Origin of the sequence: Desulfurella sp., assembly GCF_023256235.1 — a bacterium.
Taxonomy (GTDB): Bacteria; Campylobacterota_A; Desulfurellia; order Desulfurellales; family Desulfurellaceae; genus Desulfurella.
On sequence record NZ_JAGDWY010000030.1, the window covers coordinates 1 to 16,909 of the forward strand.

Genomic DNA, 16,909 nt, shown 5'->3' on the forward strand with positions numbered 1-16,909 from the left:
TTTCAGCTATGGCCAGGGTACATGGAAGGATCCTATGTATCAGCCCTGCAACCAAGACTGTATAACAAAAAACTGTGATTTTTGCTCTGCAGAGTGCGCCAATAACTATGTAATTTTGATGTCTGATGGTGATTGGAATACAGGTGGTGATCCACTAAAGCCTGCATGGTATATGCACAATAAATTTAAAAGGATGCTAAATAACACAGATTTTAAGATAAACAGAGTCTACAGTGTGGGTATGTTTTTAAGCACCGGAAGCGGTGCTTGTGGTTTTAATGCACTAAAGAATGTTTCACTTTACGGGTCAAATAATTTTGCTACGTATCCTACTAATTGTTCAAATTGCGATGATAGTTGCTCAAATACAGATTATGGCTATTATGGTGCATACGGCAGCTACTGCTACACGCCAAACCCGGATCCAACTCAAACAAACCCTCCAACAGCCTTTAGTGCAAACAATGCACTTGAGCTAAAAAACAGCCTTGCTGCAATATTTGAAGATATAGCAAAAAATGTTTCATCCGGCTCATCCGCAGCCATTGCAAGTTCAAGCAATCAGGGCTCTATTGTTTTGCAATCTGTATTTTGGCCCCAAAAAACATTTGATAATGGTAATACACTTTCTTGGGTAGGAAAGTTATATGCATGGTGGCTATACCAGAGCCCTGGTTCTGTGCCTGTGCTAAAAGCAGACAATGGCAACAAACAGCTTGACACGACAGACCCTACAATAACTTTTGGCACAAACCCATCAAGTGTGTTTGACAACAACACGCCAATATTTGAATCAGGCGTGGTTTTGCTTAGTACAAGCCCAGACAAAAGGACTATTTATACGACAGTTGATGGCAAAACTTTAATAGACTTTAGTAGTGTTAATCTTAATAAAATAAGTCCTTATTTTGGCAATTTGCCAGACTACCTGGGTAGCTCAAATAAAGATACTAATTTAATAAACTACATACGAGGCACAGACATAAGTGGCGCAAGAAATCGCACCGTTACTCAAAGTGGTACAACAGGCGTCTGGAAGCTTGGTGATATTGTATATTCGTCTCCAGCTGTTATGCAGACAGTTAATGATACCGACGCTTCAAAAACCTACAATGTTATATTTGCTGGTGCAAACGACGGTATGCTGCATGCGTTTCTGATGGGGCAGCCCATAAATACCTACCAAAAAGATACGATAGTAAAACTTTGCAATGATGATAAATTTACAACAGATACCCAAGGAAACATAACTTGCACAGATGGAAATGATAAGGTTGGCAGTGAGCTTTGGGCATTTATACCAAAAAATTCCTTGCCGTATTTAAAATACTTAGCAGATCCAAACTATGATGCAAGCAAACATATATATTTTAATGATTTAGAACCTTTTTTGTTTAGAGTTTTTACATCAAGCGGTATAAAAACTATACTTATTGGAGGTATGAGGCTTGGCGGTTGTGTAAATCCACCAGCTGATGCAAACGGTGCAGGTTATTCGTCATATTACGCAATTGATGTTACAGACCCAAAAAAACCGAGTTTGTTGTGGGAGTTTAGCGACGTAAGTTTAGGTTTTAGCTATTCTGGACCTGCTATAATAAAAGAATATGATGGGAAAGAAAATAAGTATTTTGTAATGTTTTTATCCGGTCCAACCGATTATGATGGCTCATCAAGCCAGTTTTTGAAAGCGTTTATACTGGATTTGCTTTCTGGTAATTTATTGCAAACCATTACAGATTTTGGTGGTTCAACTTATAATAATGCTTTTGGTGGAAGATTGTTTACTGGTGGTGTGGTTGATAATTCAAATAGCTTAACTGCCTCAATACCATTTGGCATATCCTATAAAGATAGCAGTGGTAATTGGTATGGCAAAGTGTTTTTGCTTAATACTTTTGAGAATGCTGACTACACAAAGTGGAAGATTGTGCCAGTTAATTTAAGTATGAATATTGGACCAGTTACTGCTCAGGTTGCAACATCAAAGTGCCAAAATAGCAGACAGTACATATATTTTGGTACAGGTAGATACTTTAAAGCCACAGATGGCATTACAAGTCCAAATGAAAACATCTTTGGTGCTGATGTGACAAGCTGTATAAATTCAGAAAGTTGTGCTGTTAGTTTAACAAAAATTACACCGTCTGATCAAATAGGAAAATCTTATGTACCAGGTTTTTCATGGTATGTACCACTTGATGCAAAATTGGGAGAAAGAGATATTAGTGATCCTGTAGCAGATTCAAATTCTGTAACATTTACAACAGCAATACCATCAGGCGGTGGAAATACTTCTAAATCTTTATGCATTAGTGGTTATGGCGGACAAACCAGAGTGTGGTCTTTATCTTGTGGTATTGGTGCACCAAATACAAGCGGACAAAGCTATATTATATCTACATCTTCTGGAGGCTTGTATTCAGCAAGTGCAAATACTTCTAATACAACAGGAATTATTGGCACATATACCGATATACCAGCAGTTAAAAAACCAACGCAAGTCCCAGCTGGGACAAATAAAGGTATTATTATTCAGTGGTTGGAGAAGTGAAAGCTTTTACATTGCTTGAGGTTATTGTAACTATATCAATTTTGGCTATAGTACTTGCTATTGCTATACCAAGTTTTAATAAATACATGAAAAGCTTCGAGATTACAAGTCAGTTTAACCAGATTGAATCAGATTTAGATTGGTCAAAAACTTATGCTTTTACTCGCAAAGTGCAGGTAGAGGTAGATTTTACTGCAAATAATTACACAATTAGGGATTCTACAAACAACAAAATTATTAAAGGACCAATAAATTTAAAAGTATAGTTGTTCTACAAACCCAGCCAACTCAACAATAATATTTTACCCGCTTGGATATCCTACACCAGTAAGCGTATATACTGTTGAAAGCAATAACCCAAACTGAACAAGCGTATCTTTTACAAGAATAATATCAGGAGTATACAATGGCACAAGCTGCACGCAGTAAAAGTGGCTTTTCTTTGATAGAAGCCATAATTGCCCTGTTTATAATTTTGATTGCTCTAATTGGGCTTTTAGGTGCACTAAACCTGGCAATGAATGTAGAAAGTCAAAATGAAGTAAGAAATTCTTTGCTAAAAATCATTGATCAAAAACGCAATGAAATTGAATCAAATATAGCACTTTGCGATGATTACACTAATTCAACAAATATAAATATTACAAACTCAACTATATCAAAGTATATCCCAAGCTATACAATACAAACTACAAAACAAGACCAAACTTCAAATACCATATGTATTGCTAATTTTAGTTGGAATTATAAAGGTAAATTAGAGCACACAACAAGAGTTATTGTAGTGAGGAAACAATGAATCACAATAAAAAGGGTTTTACGCTTTTAGAGATTATTGTTACGCTATTTATAGTTATGGTGGCTTTAGCAATAGGTTATTATACTTTTGTCAAAGTTTTGAAGTTATCGTTTTATCACTCAAGCACACAAAAATCCCAGATTAATACATTAATGGGTATTGATTTACTAAGATACGATTGCGAGATGGCAGGATACGGCCTAACCCAGAGCATACCATCAACAGTTAGCTCAAGCAACTATGCCGAAGCAGCCTCAAGCCCAGCCAAGAATTACAATAATGCGCCTGGTGTGCCCTGGCCAGTACAAATTGGTACATATAATAATGCTTCTTATTTTAGTTATACGCTCAACAATGGCCAATATAAATTCCGCTTCAAAAAAGTGGAGCGTTATGTATTATGATGGCACAAACTGGCAAATACAGGGTTATAGTGATGATTTAAGCTGGCCAAAAAGCGAAAGCGATTATCATTTTACAAAAGGAACAAGCGATGATAACGATTATGTGATAATTTTACACAACAAAGACTTATATGCAAAATCAAGCGGATTGCATTACTTTAAACTTAATACGCTTCCATCAAATGCCAATATACCGCCATCTGATTACACGTATATTGTGTATGGTGTTGATTCAGACACTACACTTCGCATGCCTTTTAACAGGGTGGATTATTTTTTGGATAATACTAATTTGCCAAAATTTTGCGAGCCTTCAACTTATGAATTATACAGAGCTACCATAAACCAATCAAATGGTGCAATAAACAAACAGCCGCTTTTGGATTGTGTTAAGGATTTTCAGGTTGCAATTAAAAGCGGCAATAATTGGTATACAAGCAAAAAACCTCTTGGTAGCCAAATTGATGCTCAAAACGCTCAAGAAATAAGAATATTTATACTCCAGCAATCTGGAAAGTTTAACCAAGAATATACAAATTCTAAAACAATCAGTCTTGGCGATAGCGATACGGGTGTTTTGAGCACTTTTACACCATCTGGCAATCAAGTACATTACCAGTGGAAAACAATTAATTTATCAATAGTACCGAGGAATTTAGTACAATGAAAGATTTGAGAAATCAAGAAGGTATAGCATTAATTGTGGCGATACTGCTTAGTTTTATGGCATTGACTCTAATTAGTGCATTAATGTGGCTTGTTATTTCTGGGACAAAAATGAGTGGGTATTATAAGCAATACGCAAATGCTCACGATGCTGCAATTGGCGGTGCTGAGGTTATGATAGATACTCTATATTGGGGACAAAACCCAAGTTTACCAGATAATTCTTACAAAATAAATGACCAAACATGCTTTAGAACAAAAAGAGAAAATCCAATACAGTATTGGGGTAACTGTTTAAATTCTAACCCAGACCTTGTTATACATTTTGGCAAGATTAATGCAAGCGGTGATTATTACACTGTAAATGTTACTATAACATCAACAACAATTGTGTCACCCTGTGCTGCATCTTCAAGTCCTGCAAAATATTATTATTCAGTTTCTGTAGATGCAACAAATTCTACAAGGCTTGATAAATCTGGTCTTGATTTTGTTTACGCGCTTGGTCAGTAATTTTGTAAAATTTTTAAAAAAGTATTGACATTTTTTTCAATAAATGCTAAAAAAGGCTGCTAGCGTTTTAAAGGCTAGCTTGTTTTAATGAAAAAATTTTATGTTTTAAGGAGGGCACATGGGTGAAGGCACTCGGGAGGCATATTTTAGCGGAGTACTTTAGCTGCGATAGGGATATTTTAAATGATGTTGTATCTTTGGAAAAGTATTTGAACGACGCAGCAAAAGCTGCAAATGCTACTGTCATTTCTTCTTCTTTTCGTACTTTCCAGCCTTTTGGCGTAAGCGGTATTGTTATAATTGCTGAATCCCACCTGGCGATCCATACATGGCCAGAATACGGTTATGCAGCAATTGACTTTTTTACATGTGGAGATTCTGCGGATCCATGGAAAGCGCATGAGTATCTTAAAAATTTGCTCAAACCACTTTATACGAAAGAGCAAGAGGTTTTAAGAGGTGTCCTCGACTTAGAACATTTTACTTACAAAGCTCAATGTAATTTGGTGGTAGAGCAATGATAGATGTATTTTCAAGTGTCCCAAATATTTATAAGCTTTCTTCTTCAAATGCAGAAGGTTTGACTTTATTGAATGCATTTGATGTGGCTTTACTTGAAAGTGGTATAGGTAATACTAATCTTGTAAAAATGAGCTCAATTTTGCCGCCAAACTGCGAGTATCAAGAAGAAATTAAGCTTCCATTGGGTGCATTAGTGCCCGTTGCTTATGCATCTATTGTATCTGACAAAAAAGGACAGAAAATTGCTGCAGCTGTTGCAGCAGCAATACCTAAAGATAAAACAAAAAACGGTCTTATTATGGAATATGAAAACTACGATATCTCAAAGATCGAAGCAGAAAGGGTTGTTATTGAAATGGCAAAATGGGGAATGGATAAAAGAGGTTACGAAATAGAAAAAATTGTCAGTATTTCTGCCGAACATACAGTTGAAAAATATGGTTGTGCTTTTGCCTGCGTTGTATTGTGGTGGAAATGAATTATTATTGTGCAAATTCAAGTTTTGAAAAAGCACAAATTGTTATTGTGGGTGTGCCTTATGATGGCACATCCTCTTTTAGGCCAGGTTCAAGGTTTGCTCCAAACGCAATAAGGGAAAATTCATACGGTATAGAATCTTACTCGCCATATTTTGATAAAGATTTAAGAGAAAAAAAAATTTGTGATATGGGCGATATGCCTTTGCCATTTGGAGATAAACAGCTTGTCCTTGATATTATAGAAAAATTCTCCTACAAGCTTATTAAAAACAAGAAAAAGCTCTTATCAATTGGTGGGGAACATTTAATAAGCTTACCCTTAATTAAAACATTTGTAAATAAATACGATAATCTTACCATTGTACACTTAGATGCTCATAGTGACTTAATAGATTCTTATCGCTCAGAAAAATTATCTCATGCCAGTGTAATTAGGCGTGTTTGCGAAATAGTGGGTTTTGAAAATGTTTACCAGCTTGGGATTAGAAGTCTAAATAGCACAGATCTAAACCTTCCATATAGAAAAGAAAACTTATGCCTGTTTAATTTTGATAAAATTCAAGAATTTGTGGAAAAAATTGGCACAAAGCCGGTTTATTTAACAATAGATTTAGATGTATTAGACCCATCAATTTTTCCAGGTACAGGTACACCTGAGCCAGGTGGTGTTACCTACAAAGAACTAATTGATTGTCTCAAAAAACTTAGCGTTTTAAACATTGTTGGTTGCGATATAGTCGAGCTATCTCCGCAATATGACACAAGCGGGGTTTCTTCAATTGTTGCAGCAAGTGTAGTTAGAGAAGTACTATGCTTTTTATAAAAACTCAACAGGTATTTCTTCAAAGCATTCGACACATAAATCTACATATTCAGACTTTTTAGTATTAACAAGTACTGTTTTAAATTTAAACTTTTTTGCTGTAATTAAATTTTGTTCCATATCATCGATCATTGTATAAAACAAAGAAGGAAATTTTTTAATAATTTTAATGTAAGGTGCTTTATTTGGTTTTGCTATAAAGTCAGCTTCTATTATATCAAAGATGTCATTAAATTCATTAAGTATTTCCAGGCGCTCTAAAACATTTAAAGCATGCTTTTTGGGTGCACTTGTAAATATGATTTTTTTGCCATTTATTTTTTTAAGTTTTTCTTTCAAATTATTATTTGGTTTGATAGAAGATAAATCTACATTATGTGCATATTCTAAAAAAAAATAAGGATCAATGTTGTAATTTTTGATTAACCCCATAAGCGTAGAACCGTAGGTTTTTACATAAAAAGATCTTAAATGTTCTATAAACTCTTCTTCCATATTTAAATATTGCATCATAAATTTTTTAATATTTTTGTTTATATTGTCAAATACTCCAGTTTGGGGTTTGTATAGAGTTTTATCTAAATCTATCAAAAATGTCTTCATTTTCTAATTTATTTAATTGTAACATAAAGTTTGATGCATTACAAGACATTAACTCAAGTTCATCGTTTTTCTTGTAGAAAAAATCCAGTAGCGCTTTTGAAAATTGTTTAAGATTTGTAGGATCTATGACAACACCAGCTTTAGATTTTTCTACAAGCTCACTGTAGCCTGCAAATTTGCTTGCAATAGTGGGTAAACCGCAGGCAAGCGCTTCTTCTATTACAAATCCTGCACTATCATATAAACTTGGATAAACAAAACAGTCAGAGGATTTATAAAAGTTTTCTAAATCGTTTCTTTTGCCAAAAAATGATACTTTATGATCTAATTTGATATTTTTTGCTTTTGTTTGAAATTTTTTTATATTGTCTTGACCTACAGCTATTAAGTGAGCTTTTTCAAAAAATTTGCTGTCTTTGCTTGCAATACTAAAAGCTTCCAAAAGGTAAAAAAAACCTTTAAGCCAAAAGTTTGTAGATACATATAAAAAATAAAATTTGTCAGGATTTAGATTTAATGCTTGTAAAAAAGCTTTATTTTTATTTTGTGAATTATACTTACTTAAATCAATTTTATTATATTGGATAACAATTTTTGAGCTGTCAACATTGTATCCTTGCACCAGTTGGTTTTTGACCAATTCAGAAGGAACAATAAAATACTTTGTATTTTTGTTAGTAAAGGCTTTTTTTTGAATATACAGTAAAAAAAAGTGATATAAAGAAGTGTTCCGTTTTAATTTAGCTAGCATTAATGACAATTTGCTTGTATGCCTTAAATAGGCTTGTTTTACATAAAACTTATGGGCACCACCACTTACTCTTAAAATGTCACATCCGATGCTGTTACCAAAACAATAAGAAATATAATTGTCTTTTTTAGCTTTTTTTGCATAAATGTAGCTTGCAACAGCAAAGCTTACAAGTTTTAGCCAGCTTGGCCAGTGGGGGACTTTTAATATCTTTATATCAAATTTTGATGTATCTATGCCATTTATTTGCGAAGTTAAAATCTTTACGCTGTAACCTTTTTCAATAAGTTTTTTTGCTGTATATACAATATAGCGTTCTGTACCACCATAGTTTGATAATTTTTTGTATACAAGCAAAACTTTTTTCATATATCATTTTATTATAACATATTTTTTTGTATTTTAAAGGTGAGTACAAGATTTTTCTTGACAATAAAGCAAATTATTATTATAAGAGGTTATGCAAAGGGTTTGTTTATGAAAATACTATTAACAAACGATGACGGCTTTTTTAGCGAGGGTATAAGTAAATTAAAGGAATATTTATCAAAAAACAACGAAGTTTTTGTAGTAACTACAGATAGAAATAGAAGCAGCTCAAGTCATTCTCTTACTCTACACAGACCCCTTAGGCTAAGAAGAGTACAGCAAAATGTACATGTTATTGATGGTACGCCAGCAGACAGTGTTTTAATGGCAATCAGATATTTATATAAAGATAATTTGCCTGATCTGGTAATTTCTGGTGTAAATGATGGTGCAAATTTAGGTGAAGATGTAATATATTCTGGTACTGTTGCAGCAGCATTTGAAGCAAGATTACTTGGTATAAAATCTTTTGCTATAAGCCTTGCATGTATTGATGATGAACCAAAATATTTTGACAGTGCTTTTTTTTATGCTGAAAAAGTTATAAAAATAATTAAAAGTATAGACCTAAATGGAAATACAATTTTAAATGTTAATGTGCCAAATAAACCATTGGATCAAATAAAAGGTATAAAATTTACCAAACAGGGTTCTCGTGTATATCAAGAAAATATTATTAAACGGCAGGATCCAAGAAAAAACTCTTATTTTTGGATAGGCGGTCATTTAATTAAAACAAATAATTCTGAGAATACTGATTTTTGGGCACTAGAAAACAACTATGTATCCATTACACCAATAAAAGCCGATTTGACAAATTATGCGCTTTTGGAAAAACTTATGCAAATAAATTAAAATTTTTGAATTAGCACAGATCCATATTTTTTAGTTAATTGACTTTCTAATTCGTTAAGATCAGATACATCTGTAGCCCTTATAACAACGTTTCTTTTTTCTTTTGGTGCATTTTCATAACAAGTAAAAATGGCGTGAACTTTTGTGTTGAATTTGCTAATAATATTTGTAATCTCGGCAATAGTTCCTGCGGTATCAGATATTTGTGTGTATATTCTAATACCTTTTGATTGAGCAGCAGTGATGCTTATGAGTAGTTTAAAAATATCTCTATCTGATATAATACCTACAAGCTTGTTATTTTCTAAAACTGGCAGGGCACCAATTCTATTTTTGTACATTATTGCACCAGCTTCTTCAATTGCTACATCAGGAGTTATTGTTATAACATCTCTTCTTGCAATTTCTTTCAAAGTCATTTTAGATAGTAAGTAGTGAAGTTCAAATATATCAAGAGATGTTGCTTTAGATGGAGAATATTCTTCTATTTCTTTAATTGACACAATACCAAATATTTTATCATTATCCATAATAGGTAGATGTTTTATTTTGTTTTCTTTCATTTTTGTAATGGCATCGCTTACTTTTTCATCAATCTGTGCGGTTATAACTTTTTTTGTCATAAAATCTCTTACAAACATTTTGCTACCTCCATTTTTTTATTAAAATAACTTAATTTTTGGAAAATATCAAGTAAAATTTTACTTGACATATAAATAAAACAGATGTATAAATAAAATAATAAAAAAGATAATTATTTTAAGGAGGTTTATATGGACGAGCAAAGATTACCGTTAATAGGTGAAAAAGCACCCGAATTTCAAGCACAAACAACAAAAGGTTCTATCAATTTTCCTGATGATTTTAAAGGAAAGTGGGTTGTATTTTTTTCTCATCCTGCCGATTATACACCTGTTTGTACAACAGAATTTATTGCTTTCAATAAAGAGTACGAGGAGTTTAAAAAAAGAAACTGCGAAATTTTAGGGCTTTCTGTGGACTCAATTTATTCCCATATTTCCTGGATAATGAACATCGAAGAAAAAGCGAATGAAAAAATACAGTTTGCTGTGGTAGGTGACCCAATGGGTAAAGTAGCCTCACTGTATGGGATGCTGCATCCAAAAGCAAGTGCATCAGCTACTGTTAGAGCTGTATTTTTTATTGATCCAGAAGGTATTATTAGGGCTATTTTGTATTATCCATTAACAAACGGTCGAAACATTAAAGAAATTATCAGACTTCTTGAAGCTTTGCAAAAAACCGATTCTGATAAAGTTGCCACACCTGCAAATTGGGTAAGTTCCAAACAAACCTGGGAATTTAGCGAAGAAAAAGTTATTGTTGGAGCGCCACTTACCGTAGAAGGTGCAAAACAAAGACTAAATGAAAATTACCAATGCATAGATTGGTATTTATGCTTTAAAAAATGATTCAATCGTTTTTGTTTAAAGGATGAAATGCATCATAGGCTTTGATAAGATCCTGCAGCGAAAGATGCGTATAAACTTGCGTTGCAAGTATTGACGAGTGTCCTAAAAAACGTTGCAGGATCCTCAAATCCATTCCATTATTTAATAAATGAGTAGCTCGAGAGTGTCTTAATGCATGAGGAGATATATCTTTTAAAAGTGATTTTCTTGCATACTTTTTTACGATATTTTCAATAGAGCGTGTCGTTAATCTGTGTCCTGATTTGTTTAAAAATATAGGACCATTGAATCTATCACCTATATAATTTTTTAATATATCAATAGTTTTTGGACTTACAGGAACGCTCATTTGTTTGTTACCTTTTCTTGTTATTACGATTGCTTTGTTTGAAAAATTAATGTCTTCAATGTTTAAATTTACAAGCTCGGAAACTCTAAGTGCGCTTGAATAAAGTAAAGAAATAATAGCTTTGTCGCGAAGTGAATTTATTTTTTCTAAAAATACAATTGTTTCGTCTATATCCAAAAATTTTGGAAGAGATTTTGGTGATTTTGGTCTTACAATACCACTAAGATTAAAGTTGTAAATTCCACTTCTTTTTAAAAAATCATAAAAAACACTTAATGCAGATAGTTTTCTTTTTATAGTTAGCGGACTTTTTTTGCTTTTACTTAAAAATAGTATATAGGTATTTATGTCTTGTTCGCTTACAATATAGGTCTTTTTGTATTCAATGAATTGACAAACATCTATAAAGTACGAATTTACTGTATGTTTAGATTGGTAGTTAATTAGTAAAAAATCTAAAAACTTACTTAATACATCCATAATTTTCAATAATTTTATCTATAATTGATGTTGTTGATTTGCCTTCTAAATAGTCAATCAATACTACTTTACCGTTTGATTTTTCTACGATATCTTTACCTACTATGTTTTTGCCTTCCCAGTCTGCGCCTTTTGCCAGAATATCTGGTTGGATAATCTTGATTAGTTCGTATGGTGTGTCTTGATCAAAAATTACAACATAGTCAACAAAATAAAATGCGCTTAAAACGCAAGCTCTATCGTCTTGGTTGTTAATTGGTCTTTTTTCGCCTTTAATGGATTTAACGGATTTGTCTGAATTCAAACCTACAACAAGTATATCGCCTAACTGCTTTGCTTTTTGAAGGTAATTTACATGACCTGCGTGAATAATATCAAAACAGCCATTTGTGAAAACAATTTTTTTATTGAAGGCTTTTAGTTTGTCAATGATTTCTTTTATCTGTTCGAAAGATTTTATTTTGTCCATAAATCCTCTATGATTTTGCATATATTGTGAATTATAAAGATATGCAACTCCTGAATCGTTGGTGTATAATTTGAGTCAACTATAAAGCTAATTTTGGCAATATCTTTTATTATACCACCATCTTTACCTAAAAGCGCAATTGTTGTAAGACCTATTTCGTTTGCTTTTTTAATGGCTAAATAAACATTTTTTGAGTTACCACTTGTTGATATACCAAAGGCTATATCACCTCTTTTACCAAGAGCATCTATTTGACGCTCAAAAACTTTGTCAAAACTATAATCGTTTGCAATGCTTGTGATTATGGATGTGTCTGTTGTTAGTGCAATTGCACTTATGGCTTTTCTTTCTTTTAAAAACCGACCAACAAGTTCTGCTGCCATATGTTGTGCATCTGCTGCAGAACCGCCATTGCCAAAAATCAACAATTTATTGTTATTGATTAAGGCATTAAATATAACTGTGGAAATATTTTCAAGTTCCTTTTGTCTATTTTGTAACTGTAAAAATCTTTGCGCGGTTTGATTACACAGTTCTACAAAATCCATAACAACTCCCTTTTTTAATGTATCATATTTTAAAATTATAACAAGGTCAAGTATTTTTGTTTATAAAGTTATTAATTTTGTATCTTTTATTGAAATTAGTTAATTATGGTATATTTTAATTTAAAAGTATCTTTAAAAGGAGGTTTAAATGAGTGTTAAATTGTATGCATTCAGTAGTGGAATTTTAAAATCCACTAAAGAAAAGTTTTTATTCAACACGGGTATTGGTGAGCCTTTTGATATTCCTGTGCCATATTTTATGGTTGATATAGATGGCACAAAAGTACTTATAGATACCGGAATATCTCCAGGTTGCATAAAGGATCCGCAAGGTACATGGGGTGATATTATCAATGTTTACTACCCGGTTATGAAAGAAGAAGAACAGCCAGTTGTAGCACTATCCAAACTTGGTATAAAACCAGAAGATATTTCCTATATCATACAAACACACCTTCATCTAGATCATGCAGGAAGCACAAGGTTTTTCCCAAACGCTAAAGTAATTGTCCAGTTAAACGAATTAAGGTATGCATTTTTTCCTGACCCATTAATGGATGCAGCCTATATCAAAAATGATATTAAAGATCCAAATATCAAGTGGGAACCTATTGTAGGCTTCAGAAGTATGTTTAATGGTGCAATATTTATTATTCCAACGCCAGGTCATACTCCAGGACACCAAAGTGTTCTTGTTAGACTTAAAAAGCACAAAAGCGTAATTATTACTGGTGATTCTATTTACTTGAAAGATAACTTTGAAAAAAACATACCATCTGGCTTTGCACTTAACTTTGCAGATGCTGCATATTCTGTACAATCCCTGGGTGAGCTTGCAAAAGCAGAAGATGCTGAGATCTGGTTTGGTCATGATCCTGAATTCTTTAAAACAATAAAATTAGCACCAGAATATTATGAGTAAAAGGAAGGGTCATATGTCAGGTAGAATTGTATTTGTTAATGAGTTTACAAATGGAATATTAGATCCAAAAGCTTCTATGCTTGGTCCATTACAAAATGGTGGTTACATTATTGCAAACACTGCACCGGGATGTTGGGGTCCAATGATAACTCCAGCAATAAGAGGTGGTCATGAAGTAACAAAGCCTGTTTTTATAGAAGGTGCAAAAGTAGGTGACAGCGTTGCAATAAAAATTCATTCAATAAAGGTTACTTCAATTGTGACTTCATCTGGAAATGAAAAAGCTATTGAAGGTAGATTTATAGGTGATCCTTTTGTTGCAGCTAAATGTCCAAAATGCAACACTTTATACCCAGAAACCTATATAGATGGGATTGGTAAAGATGCCATAAAATGTAAAGTATGCGGCGAGAGCATAGCTCCTTTTGAATTTACAAATGGATACACAATAGCATTTGATGAAAACTATAAGATAGGCATAACACTTAACAAAAATGCTGCAGAAATTGCTGCAAAAGATGCAAAAAATTATATGCAAATACCTGATAATTCTATACAAAATCCAATTGTTGTTTTTGCGCAATCCGACATAACAGGATTAACTGCTCGCTTAAGGCCGTTTATGGGTCAGCTTGGTACGCTTCCTGCTATTGCCATGCCAGATTCTCATAATGCTGGAGATTTTGGCCAATTTTTAATAGGCGCACCGCATGAATATGCTATAGAAAAAGAACAATTATCCTTACGCACAGATGGTCATATGGATATTAATAAAGTAAGGCAAGGCGCAATAGTAATTGCACCTGTTAAAGTCGATGGTGCTGGAGTTTACTTTGGCGATATGCACGCTATGCAAGGTGATGGTGAAATTGCAGGACACACGACAGATGTATCCGGTATTATTGTAACTCAAGTTGAGATTTTAAAAAATGTCGAACTTGAAGGACCAATTATTTTACCTAATATTGAAGATTTACCTTATTTAGCAAAACCATTTTCATGCCAGGAGAAAGATATTGCAAAAAAACTAGCTTCTATATGGGGTATGGTTGAACTTGAAGAATCTTTGCCTATTTCTTTTGTTGGAAGTGGTGCCAACATAAATGAAGCAACAGATAATGCTTTGCAAAGAGCGTCTAAAGTTTTAGGAATATCAATACCTGAAGTAAAAAATAGAGCCACAATTACAGGTGCTATTGAAATAGGTAGATTACCAGGTACTGTGTCAGCTACTTTTTTAGCACCAATAAGTTTGTTAAAAAACGCTGGTTTATATGATATTGTTTCCAAAAAATACGAAAGTTAGGAGGTTAAAATGAATTTATCCTATTTTTCTCCTAATGACAGTGTTTTTACTGTCAGAAATGTTCAGGTAAAGTTTGGTGAAGGTGTTGCAAGTGAAGTAGGCTATGAAGTAAAAAGAATGGGTGCAAAAAAGGTTCTTATAGTTACAGATGAAAATATTAGCAAAAATACAGATATACTAAATACTATAAAAGATAGCCTGGAAAAAGCTGGTATTGGTTTTGATGTGTTTGACTCTTCTCCGGTTGAACCAATAGACACTGCTTTTATGAAAGGCCTCGAATCTATAAAAGGCAATACGTATGATGCATTTATCGGCGTTGGTGGTGGCTCATCCATAGATACAGCAAAAATGCTTAACCTCTACACCACATACCCAACGCAAGACTTCAAAGATTATGTAGCACCACCAACAGGTCTTGGCAAAACCATACCAGGACCACTTAAGCCTTTAATTGCAATTCCAACAACAGCAGGCACAGGTAGCGAAAATACGCCTGTTGCTATTGTTGATTTAGAAAAGGAAAAACTTAAAGTAGGTATATCCCATCAGTATTTACTGCCAAGTTTAGCTTTGCTTGACCCGGTTTTAACTGTAACACTTTCTAGCTACTATACTGCATCTACCGGTATGGATGCGTTGCTGCATTCAATAGAAGCTTATACTGCTCTTCCATATTATGCAAGAATAAGACCGGATTCTCCAGATAAAAGACCAGTCTATATTGGTGCAAACCCTGTTTCGGATCTATTTGTAGAAAAAAGCATTGAGCTTATTGGCAAATATCTAAGAAGAGCCTGTCATAACCCATACGATTTAGAAGCAAGAAGCAATATGCTTTTAGCTGCTCACTTAGGTGGCGCATTTGGAAACGCAGGTGTTCATATACCGCATTCTCTTGCGTATCCTTTAGCTGGAAGAAACCATCAGTTACCGCATGGTATATCGGTATGCGTTACAGCACCAGCTGCACTTGAGTTTATTATACCAACAAGTGCATCTAAACTAAAAAAGGTTGCGCAGCTAATGGGCAAAAACACAGATGGTTTAAGCGATATAGAAGGTGCTTATCTGGCAAAAGAAGCTGTTGTGGAATTAATGAAAGATATTGACTTTCCATCAGGTATAGAAGCAGTTGGCTTTAGTGAAAAAGACATAGAAGAACTATCCCAGGCTGCTATGCAGGTTCAAAGGCTTCTTGTATGCAGTCCAAGGCCGGTAAAGATTGAAAATATAAGGGAGATTTACAAAAAAAGCTTAAAGAATTGGTAGCTTACTCTGTTTGGCTTTAAAAGGAGGATATTATGCCAGAAGCGAAAGAATACTACAAAATGTTAACGCCTGAATTTAAATATCCTAGAGTATTTTGCAGCGAAGAAGAAATCATGATGGCAAAAACATTTGGAAACTTATGGTGTATTACAAGTCCAAGACTAATTAAAGGACAGTCATAGCGCTTTTCTTTGGAATAGTCGCAGGGTTAGTTTGTAAGCTTTGCCTTTGTCTTCAAAATAAATGGAACTGTCCAAACTTCTGTGTCAGCTTGTTTTCGCAATTATTTTACTAATTCCCACATATCTATCAATCCTTTCACCAAAAGTATTGAGAGTTTGGACAAAGTTAGGCTCCAATTTAGTATAGGCATTGTCCATTTCTTGAATAGCTTTTGTATTCCAAGCCAGAGCAGTTTTATTAAATTGTCCTGGCTTGGAAAAGCTCCTTTGGTTTTTGTAGGCTTTCTAAACTGCCTGTGGACGAATTCTATGATGTTTGTTGTATACACAATGCGCCTTATTTGATCGGGGTATTTAGAGTAGTTTGACAAATTCTCCCATTTGTCTTTCCAGGATTTAATAACCGTATGGTATTTCTTTACCCATTTGGCTTCCATGTTTGAGAGTTTAAACTCGGATTGTTCTTTTGAGGAAGTTTTGTAGACTAGCTTTAAGTCTTTAATAAAATCTTTTCGATCTTTTGATACGATGTATTGAGAGTTTTTTATTTGGTGCATTATGCAAGGGTTTACTTTCTGTTTTTGGAAATACTGTAGCTATTGTAAATTTT

Annotated in this window: 21 protein-coding genes and 1 pseudogene; 15 read left to right on the forward strand and 7 right to left on the reverse strand. The window is 33.6% G+C overall.

What is annotated here, in order from left to right:
• The 9 genes and pseudogenes from Q0C22_RS03030 to speB all read left to right on the forward strand — a co-directional run.
• Positions 1-2,554, forward strand: a pseudogene (locus tag Q0C22_RS03030) (PilC/PilY family type IV pilus protein); the annotation flags it as partial.
• A complete protein-coding gene (locus tag Q0C22_RS03035; RefSeq protein ID WP_291490596.1) occupies positions 2,551-2,820 on the forward strand; it encodes a Tfp pilus assembly protein FimT/FimU in 270 nt (89 codons plus the stop codon). The pseudogene Q0C22_RS03030 and the gene Q0C22_RS03035, both read left to right, overlap by 4 nt.
• A 140-nt stretch (positions 2,821-2,960) precedes the next feature.
• Positions 2,961-3,353, forward strand: a complete 393-nt coding sequence (locus Q0C22_RS03040) for a prepilin-type N-terminal cleavage/methylation domain-containing protein (protein WP_291490597.1) — start codon at positions 2,961-2,963, stop codon at positions 3,351-3,353.
• On the forward strand, positions 3,350-3,757 hold the full coding sequence (locus Q0C22_RS03045; RefSeq protein WP_291490598.1) for a PilW family protein: 408 nt from the start codon (positions 3,350-3,352) through the stop codon (positions 3,755-3,757). Before Q0C22_RS03040 ends, Q0C22_RS03045 begins: the two co-directional genes overlap by 4 nt.
• The gene (locus tag Q0C22_RS03050) at positions 3,747-4,424 is read left to right on the forward strand and encodes a hypothetical protein (protein WP_291490599.1); all 678 of its coding nucleotides are present in this window, start codon (positions 3,747-3,749) and stop codon (positions 4,422-4,424) included. The genes Q0C22_RS03045 and Q0C22_RS03050 overlap by 11 nt, the downstream gene beginning before the upstream one ends.
• On the forward strand, positions 4,421-4,936 hold the full coding sequence (locus tag Q0C22_RS03055) for a hypothetical protein (RefSeq protein WP_291490600.1): 516 nt from the start codon (positions 4,421-4,423) through the stop codon (positions 4,934-4,936). Before Q0C22_RS03050 ends, Q0C22_RS03055 begins: the two co-directional genes overlap by 4 nt.
• Before the next feature lie 122 nt (positions 4,937-5,058).
• On the forward strand, positions 5,059-5,457 hold the full coding sequence (speD, locus tag Q0C22_RS03060) for an adenosylmethionine decarboxylase (protein WP_291490601.1): 399 nt from the start codon (positions 5,059-5,061) through the stop codon (positions 5,455-5,457).
• Positions 5,454-5,936: a pyruvoyl-dependent arginine decarboxylase gene (locus Q0C22_RS03065; protein ID WP_291490602.1), complete on the forward strand. Its 483-nt coding sequence runs from the start codon at positions 5,454-5,456 to the stop codon at positions 5,934-5,936. The genes speD and Q0C22_RS03065 overlap by 4 nt, the downstream gene beginning before the upstream one ends.
• On the forward strand, positions 5,933-6,760 hold the full coding sequence (gene speB, locus Q0C22_RS03070; RefSeq protein ID WP_291490603.1) for an agmatinase: 828 nt from the start codon (positions 5,933-5,935) through the stop codon (positions 6,758-6,760). Before Q0C22_RS03065 ends, speB begins: the two co-directional genes overlap by 4 nt.
• Here the strand turns inward: speB and Q0C22_RS03075 are convergent.
• Positions 6,755-7,363: a pyrimidine 5'-nucleotidase gene (locus tag Q0C22_RS03075; RefSeq protein WP_291490604.1), complete on the reverse strand. Its 609-nt coding sequence runs from the start codon at positions 7,361-7,363 to the stop codon at positions 6,755-6,757. The genes speB and Q0C22_RS03075 overlap by 6 nt on opposite strands.
• Positions 7,335-8,483 (reverse strand): glycosyltransferase family 4 protein, encoded by a 1,149-nt coding sequence (locus Q0C22_RS03080; protein ID WP_291490605.1) that lies wholly within the window; start codon positions 8,481-8,483, stop codon positions 7,335-7,337. The genes Q0C22_RS03075 and Q0C22_RS03080 overlap by 29 nt, the downstream gene beginning before the upstream one ends.
• 108 nt (positions 8,484-8,591) lie before the next feature.
• Between Q0C22_RS03080 and surE the strand changes: the two genes are divergently transcribed.
• Positions 8,592-9,338: a 5'/3'-nucleotidase SurE gene (gene surE, locus Q0C22_RS03085; RefSeq protein WP_291490606.1), complete on the forward strand. Its 747-nt coding sequence runs from the start codon at positions 8,592-8,594 to the stop codon at positions 9,336-9,338.
• Here surE and Q0C22_RS03090 read toward each other — a convergent pair.
• Entirely contained in the window at positions 9,335-9,979 is a 645-nt protein-coding gene (locus Q0C22_RS03090) for a CBS and ACT domain-containing protein (protein ID WP_291490607.1), read from the reverse strand. The genes surE and Q0C22_RS03090 overlap by 4 nt on opposite strands.
• Positions 9,980-10,111: 132 nt before the next feature.
• Here Q0C22_RS03090 and Q0C22_RS03095 point away from each other — a divergent pair, with 132 nt between their 5' ends.
• Positions 10,112-10,771 carry a peroxiredoxin gene (locus tag Q0C22_RS03095; RefSeq protein ID WP_025392178.1) on the forward strand — a complete coding sequence of 220 codons (660 nt, stop codon included), beginning with the start codon at positions 10,112-10,114 and terminating at the stop codon, positions 10,769-10,771.
• Between the two features lies 1 nt (position 10,772).
• On the opposite strand, the gene xerA is transcribed toward Q0C22_RS03095, so the two are convergent.
• From xerA to Q0C22_RS03110, 3 genes are read right to left on the reverse strand one after another with little or no spacing between them, the layout of a single operon-like run.
• Positions 10,773-11,600, reverse strand: coding sequence for a site-specific tyrosine recombinase/integron integrase (gene xerA / locus Q0C22_RS03100; RefSeq protein WP_291490608.1), 828 nt, complete (start codon positions 11,598-11,600; stop codon positions 10,773-10,775).
• Positions 11,584-12,069 (reverse strand): D-glycero-beta-D-manno-heptose 1-phosphate adenylyltransferase, encoded by a 486-nt coding sequence (gene rfaE2, locus Q0C22_RS03105; RefSeq protein WP_291490609.1) that lies wholly within the window; start codon positions 12,067-12,069, stop codon positions 11,584-11,586. Before rfaE2 ends, xerA begins: the two co-directional genes overlap by 17 nt.
• Positions 12,057-12,617, reverse strand: a complete 561-nt coding sequence (locus Q0C22_RS03110) for an SIS domain-containing protein (RefSeq protein ID WP_291490610.1) — start codon at positions 12,615-12,617, stop codon at positions 12,057-12,059. The genes rfaE2 and Q0C22_RS03110 overlap by 13 nt, the downstream gene beginning before the upstream one ends.
• Before the next feature lie 148 nt (positions 12,618-12,765).
• Between Q0C22_RS03110 and Q0C22_RS03115 the strand changes: the two genes are divergently transcribed.
• The 4 genes from Q0C22_RS03115 to Q0C22_RS03130 are packed head-to-tail and all read left to right on the forward strand — an operon-like array spanning position 12,766 to position 16,299.
• Positions 12,766-13,539, forward strand: coding sequence for an N-acyl homoserine lactonase family protein (locus tag Q0C22_RS03115; RefSeq protein ID WP_272978924.1), 774 nt, complete (start codon positions 12,766-12,768; stop codon positions 13,537-13,539).
• A gap of 13 nt (positions 13,540-13,552) precedes the next feature.
• Entirely contained in the window at positions 13,553-14,845 is a 1,293-nt protein-coding gene (locus Q0C22_RS03120) for an acetamidase/formamidase family protein (RefSeq protein WP_291490611.1), read from the forward strand.
• A 9-nt stretch (positions 14,846-14,854) separates the two neighbouring features.
• Positions 14,855-16,117 (forward strand): hydroxyacid-oxoacid transhydrogenase, encoded by a 1,263-nt coding sequence (locus Q0C22_RS03125; RefSeq protein WP_291490612.1) that lies wholly within the window; start codon positions 14,855-14,857, stop codon positions 16,115-16,117.
• Between the two features lie 32 nt (positions 16,118-16,149).
• Positions 16,150-16,299: a hypothetical protein gene (locus tag Q0C22_RS03130; protein WP_291490613.1), complete on the forward strand. Its 150-nt coding sequence runs from the start codon at positions 16,150-16,152 to the stop codon at positions 16,297-16,299.
• Between the two features lie 101 nt (positions 16,300-16,400).
• Here Q0C22_RS03130 and Q0C22_RS03135 read toward each other — a convergent pair whose 3' ends face one another.
• Complete coding sequence (locus Q0C22_RS03135; protein WP_367172093.1) at positions 16,401-16,856, reverse strand: transposase; 456 nt, start codon at positions 16,854-16,856, stop codon at positions 16,401-16,403.
• Between the last annotated feature and the right edge of the window lie 53 nt (positions 16,857-16,909).

What these genes read in the sequence shown, in the direction of transcription:
- Q0C22_RS03120 (WP_291490611.1), top strand. Translation starts at nt 13,553, where the DNA reads ATGTCAGGTAGAATTGTATTTGTTAATGAGTTTACAAATGGAATATTA.
- Q0C22_RS03055 (WP_291490600.1), top strand. Translation starts at nt 4,421, where the DNA reads ATGAAAGATTTGAGAAATCAAGAAGGTATAGCATTAATTGTGGCGATA.
- Q0C22_RS03040 (WP_291490597.1), top strand. Translation starts at nt 2,961, where the DNA reads ATGGCACAAGCTGCACGCAGTAAAAGTGGCTTTTCTTTGATAGAAGCC.
- Q0C22_RS03090 (WP_291490607.1), bottom strand. Translation starts at nt 9,979, where the DNA reads ATGTTTGTAAGAGATTTTATGACAAAAAAAGTTATAACCGCACAGATT.
- Q0C22_RS03050 (WP_291490599.1), top strand. Translation starts at nt 3,747, where the DNA reads ATGTATTATGATGGCACAAACTGGCAAATACAGGGTTATAGTGATGAT.
- Q0C22_RS03075 (WP_291490604.1), bottom strand. Translation starts at nt 7,363, where the DNA reads ATGAAGACATTTTTGATAGATTTAGATAAAACTCTATACAAACCCCAA.
- xerA (WP_291490608.1), bottom strand. Translation starts at nt 11,600, where the DNA reads ATGGATGTATTAAGTAAGTTTTTAGATTTTTTACTAATTAACTACCAA.
- Q0C22_RS03125 (WP_291490612.1), top strand. Translation starts at nt 14,855, where the DNA reads ATGAATTTATCCTATTTTTCTCCTAATGACAGTGTTTTTACTGTCAGA.
- Q0C22_RS03045 (WP_291490598.1), top strand. Translation starts at nt 3,350, where the DNA reads ATGAATCACAATAAAAAGGGTTTTACGCTTTTAGAGATTATTGTTACG.
- Q0C22_RS03130 (WP_291490613.1), top strand. Translation starts at nt 16,150, where the DNA reads ATGCCAGAAGCGAAAGAATACTACAAAATGTTAACGCCTGAATTTAAA.
- Q0C22_RS03095 (WP_025392178.1), top strand. Translation starts at nt 10,112, where the DNA reads ATGGACGAGCAAAGATTACCGTTAATAGGTGAAAAAGCACCCGAATTT.
- Q0C22_RS03135 (WP_367172093.1), bottom strand. Translation starts at nt 16,856, where the DNA reads ATGCACCAAATAAAAAACTCTCAATACATCGTATCAAAAGATCGAAAA.
- rfaE2 (WP_291490609.1), bottom strand. Translation starts at nt 12,069, where the DNA reads ATGGACAAAATAAAATCTTTCGAACAGATAAAAGAAATCATTGACAAA.
- Q0C22_RS03110 (WP_291490610.1), bottom strand. Translation starts at nt 12,617, where the DNA reads ATGGATTTTGTAGAACTGTGTAATCAAACCGCGCAAAGATTTTTACAG.
- Q0C22_RS03065 (WP_291490602.1), top strand. Translation starts at nt 5,454, where the DNA reads ATGATAGATGTATTTTCAAGTGTCCCAAATATTTATAAGCTTTCTTCT.
- speB (WP_291490603.1), top strand. Translation starts at nt 5,933, where the DNA reads ATGAATTATTATTGTGCAAATTCAAGTTTTGAAAAAGCACAAATTGTT.
- Q0C22_RS03115 (WP_272978924.1), top strand. Translation starts at nt 12,766, where the DNA reads ATGAGTGTTAAATTGTATGCATTCAGTAGTGGAATTTTAAAATCCACT.
- Q0C22_RS03080 (WP_291490605.1), bottom strand. Translation starts at nt 8,483, where the DNA reads ATGAAAAAAGTTTTGCTTGTATACAAAAAATTATCAAACTATGGTGGT.
- surE (WP_291490606.1), top strand. Translation starts at nt 8,592, where the DNA reads ATGAAAATACTATTAACAAACGATGACGGCTTTTTTAGCGAGGGTATA.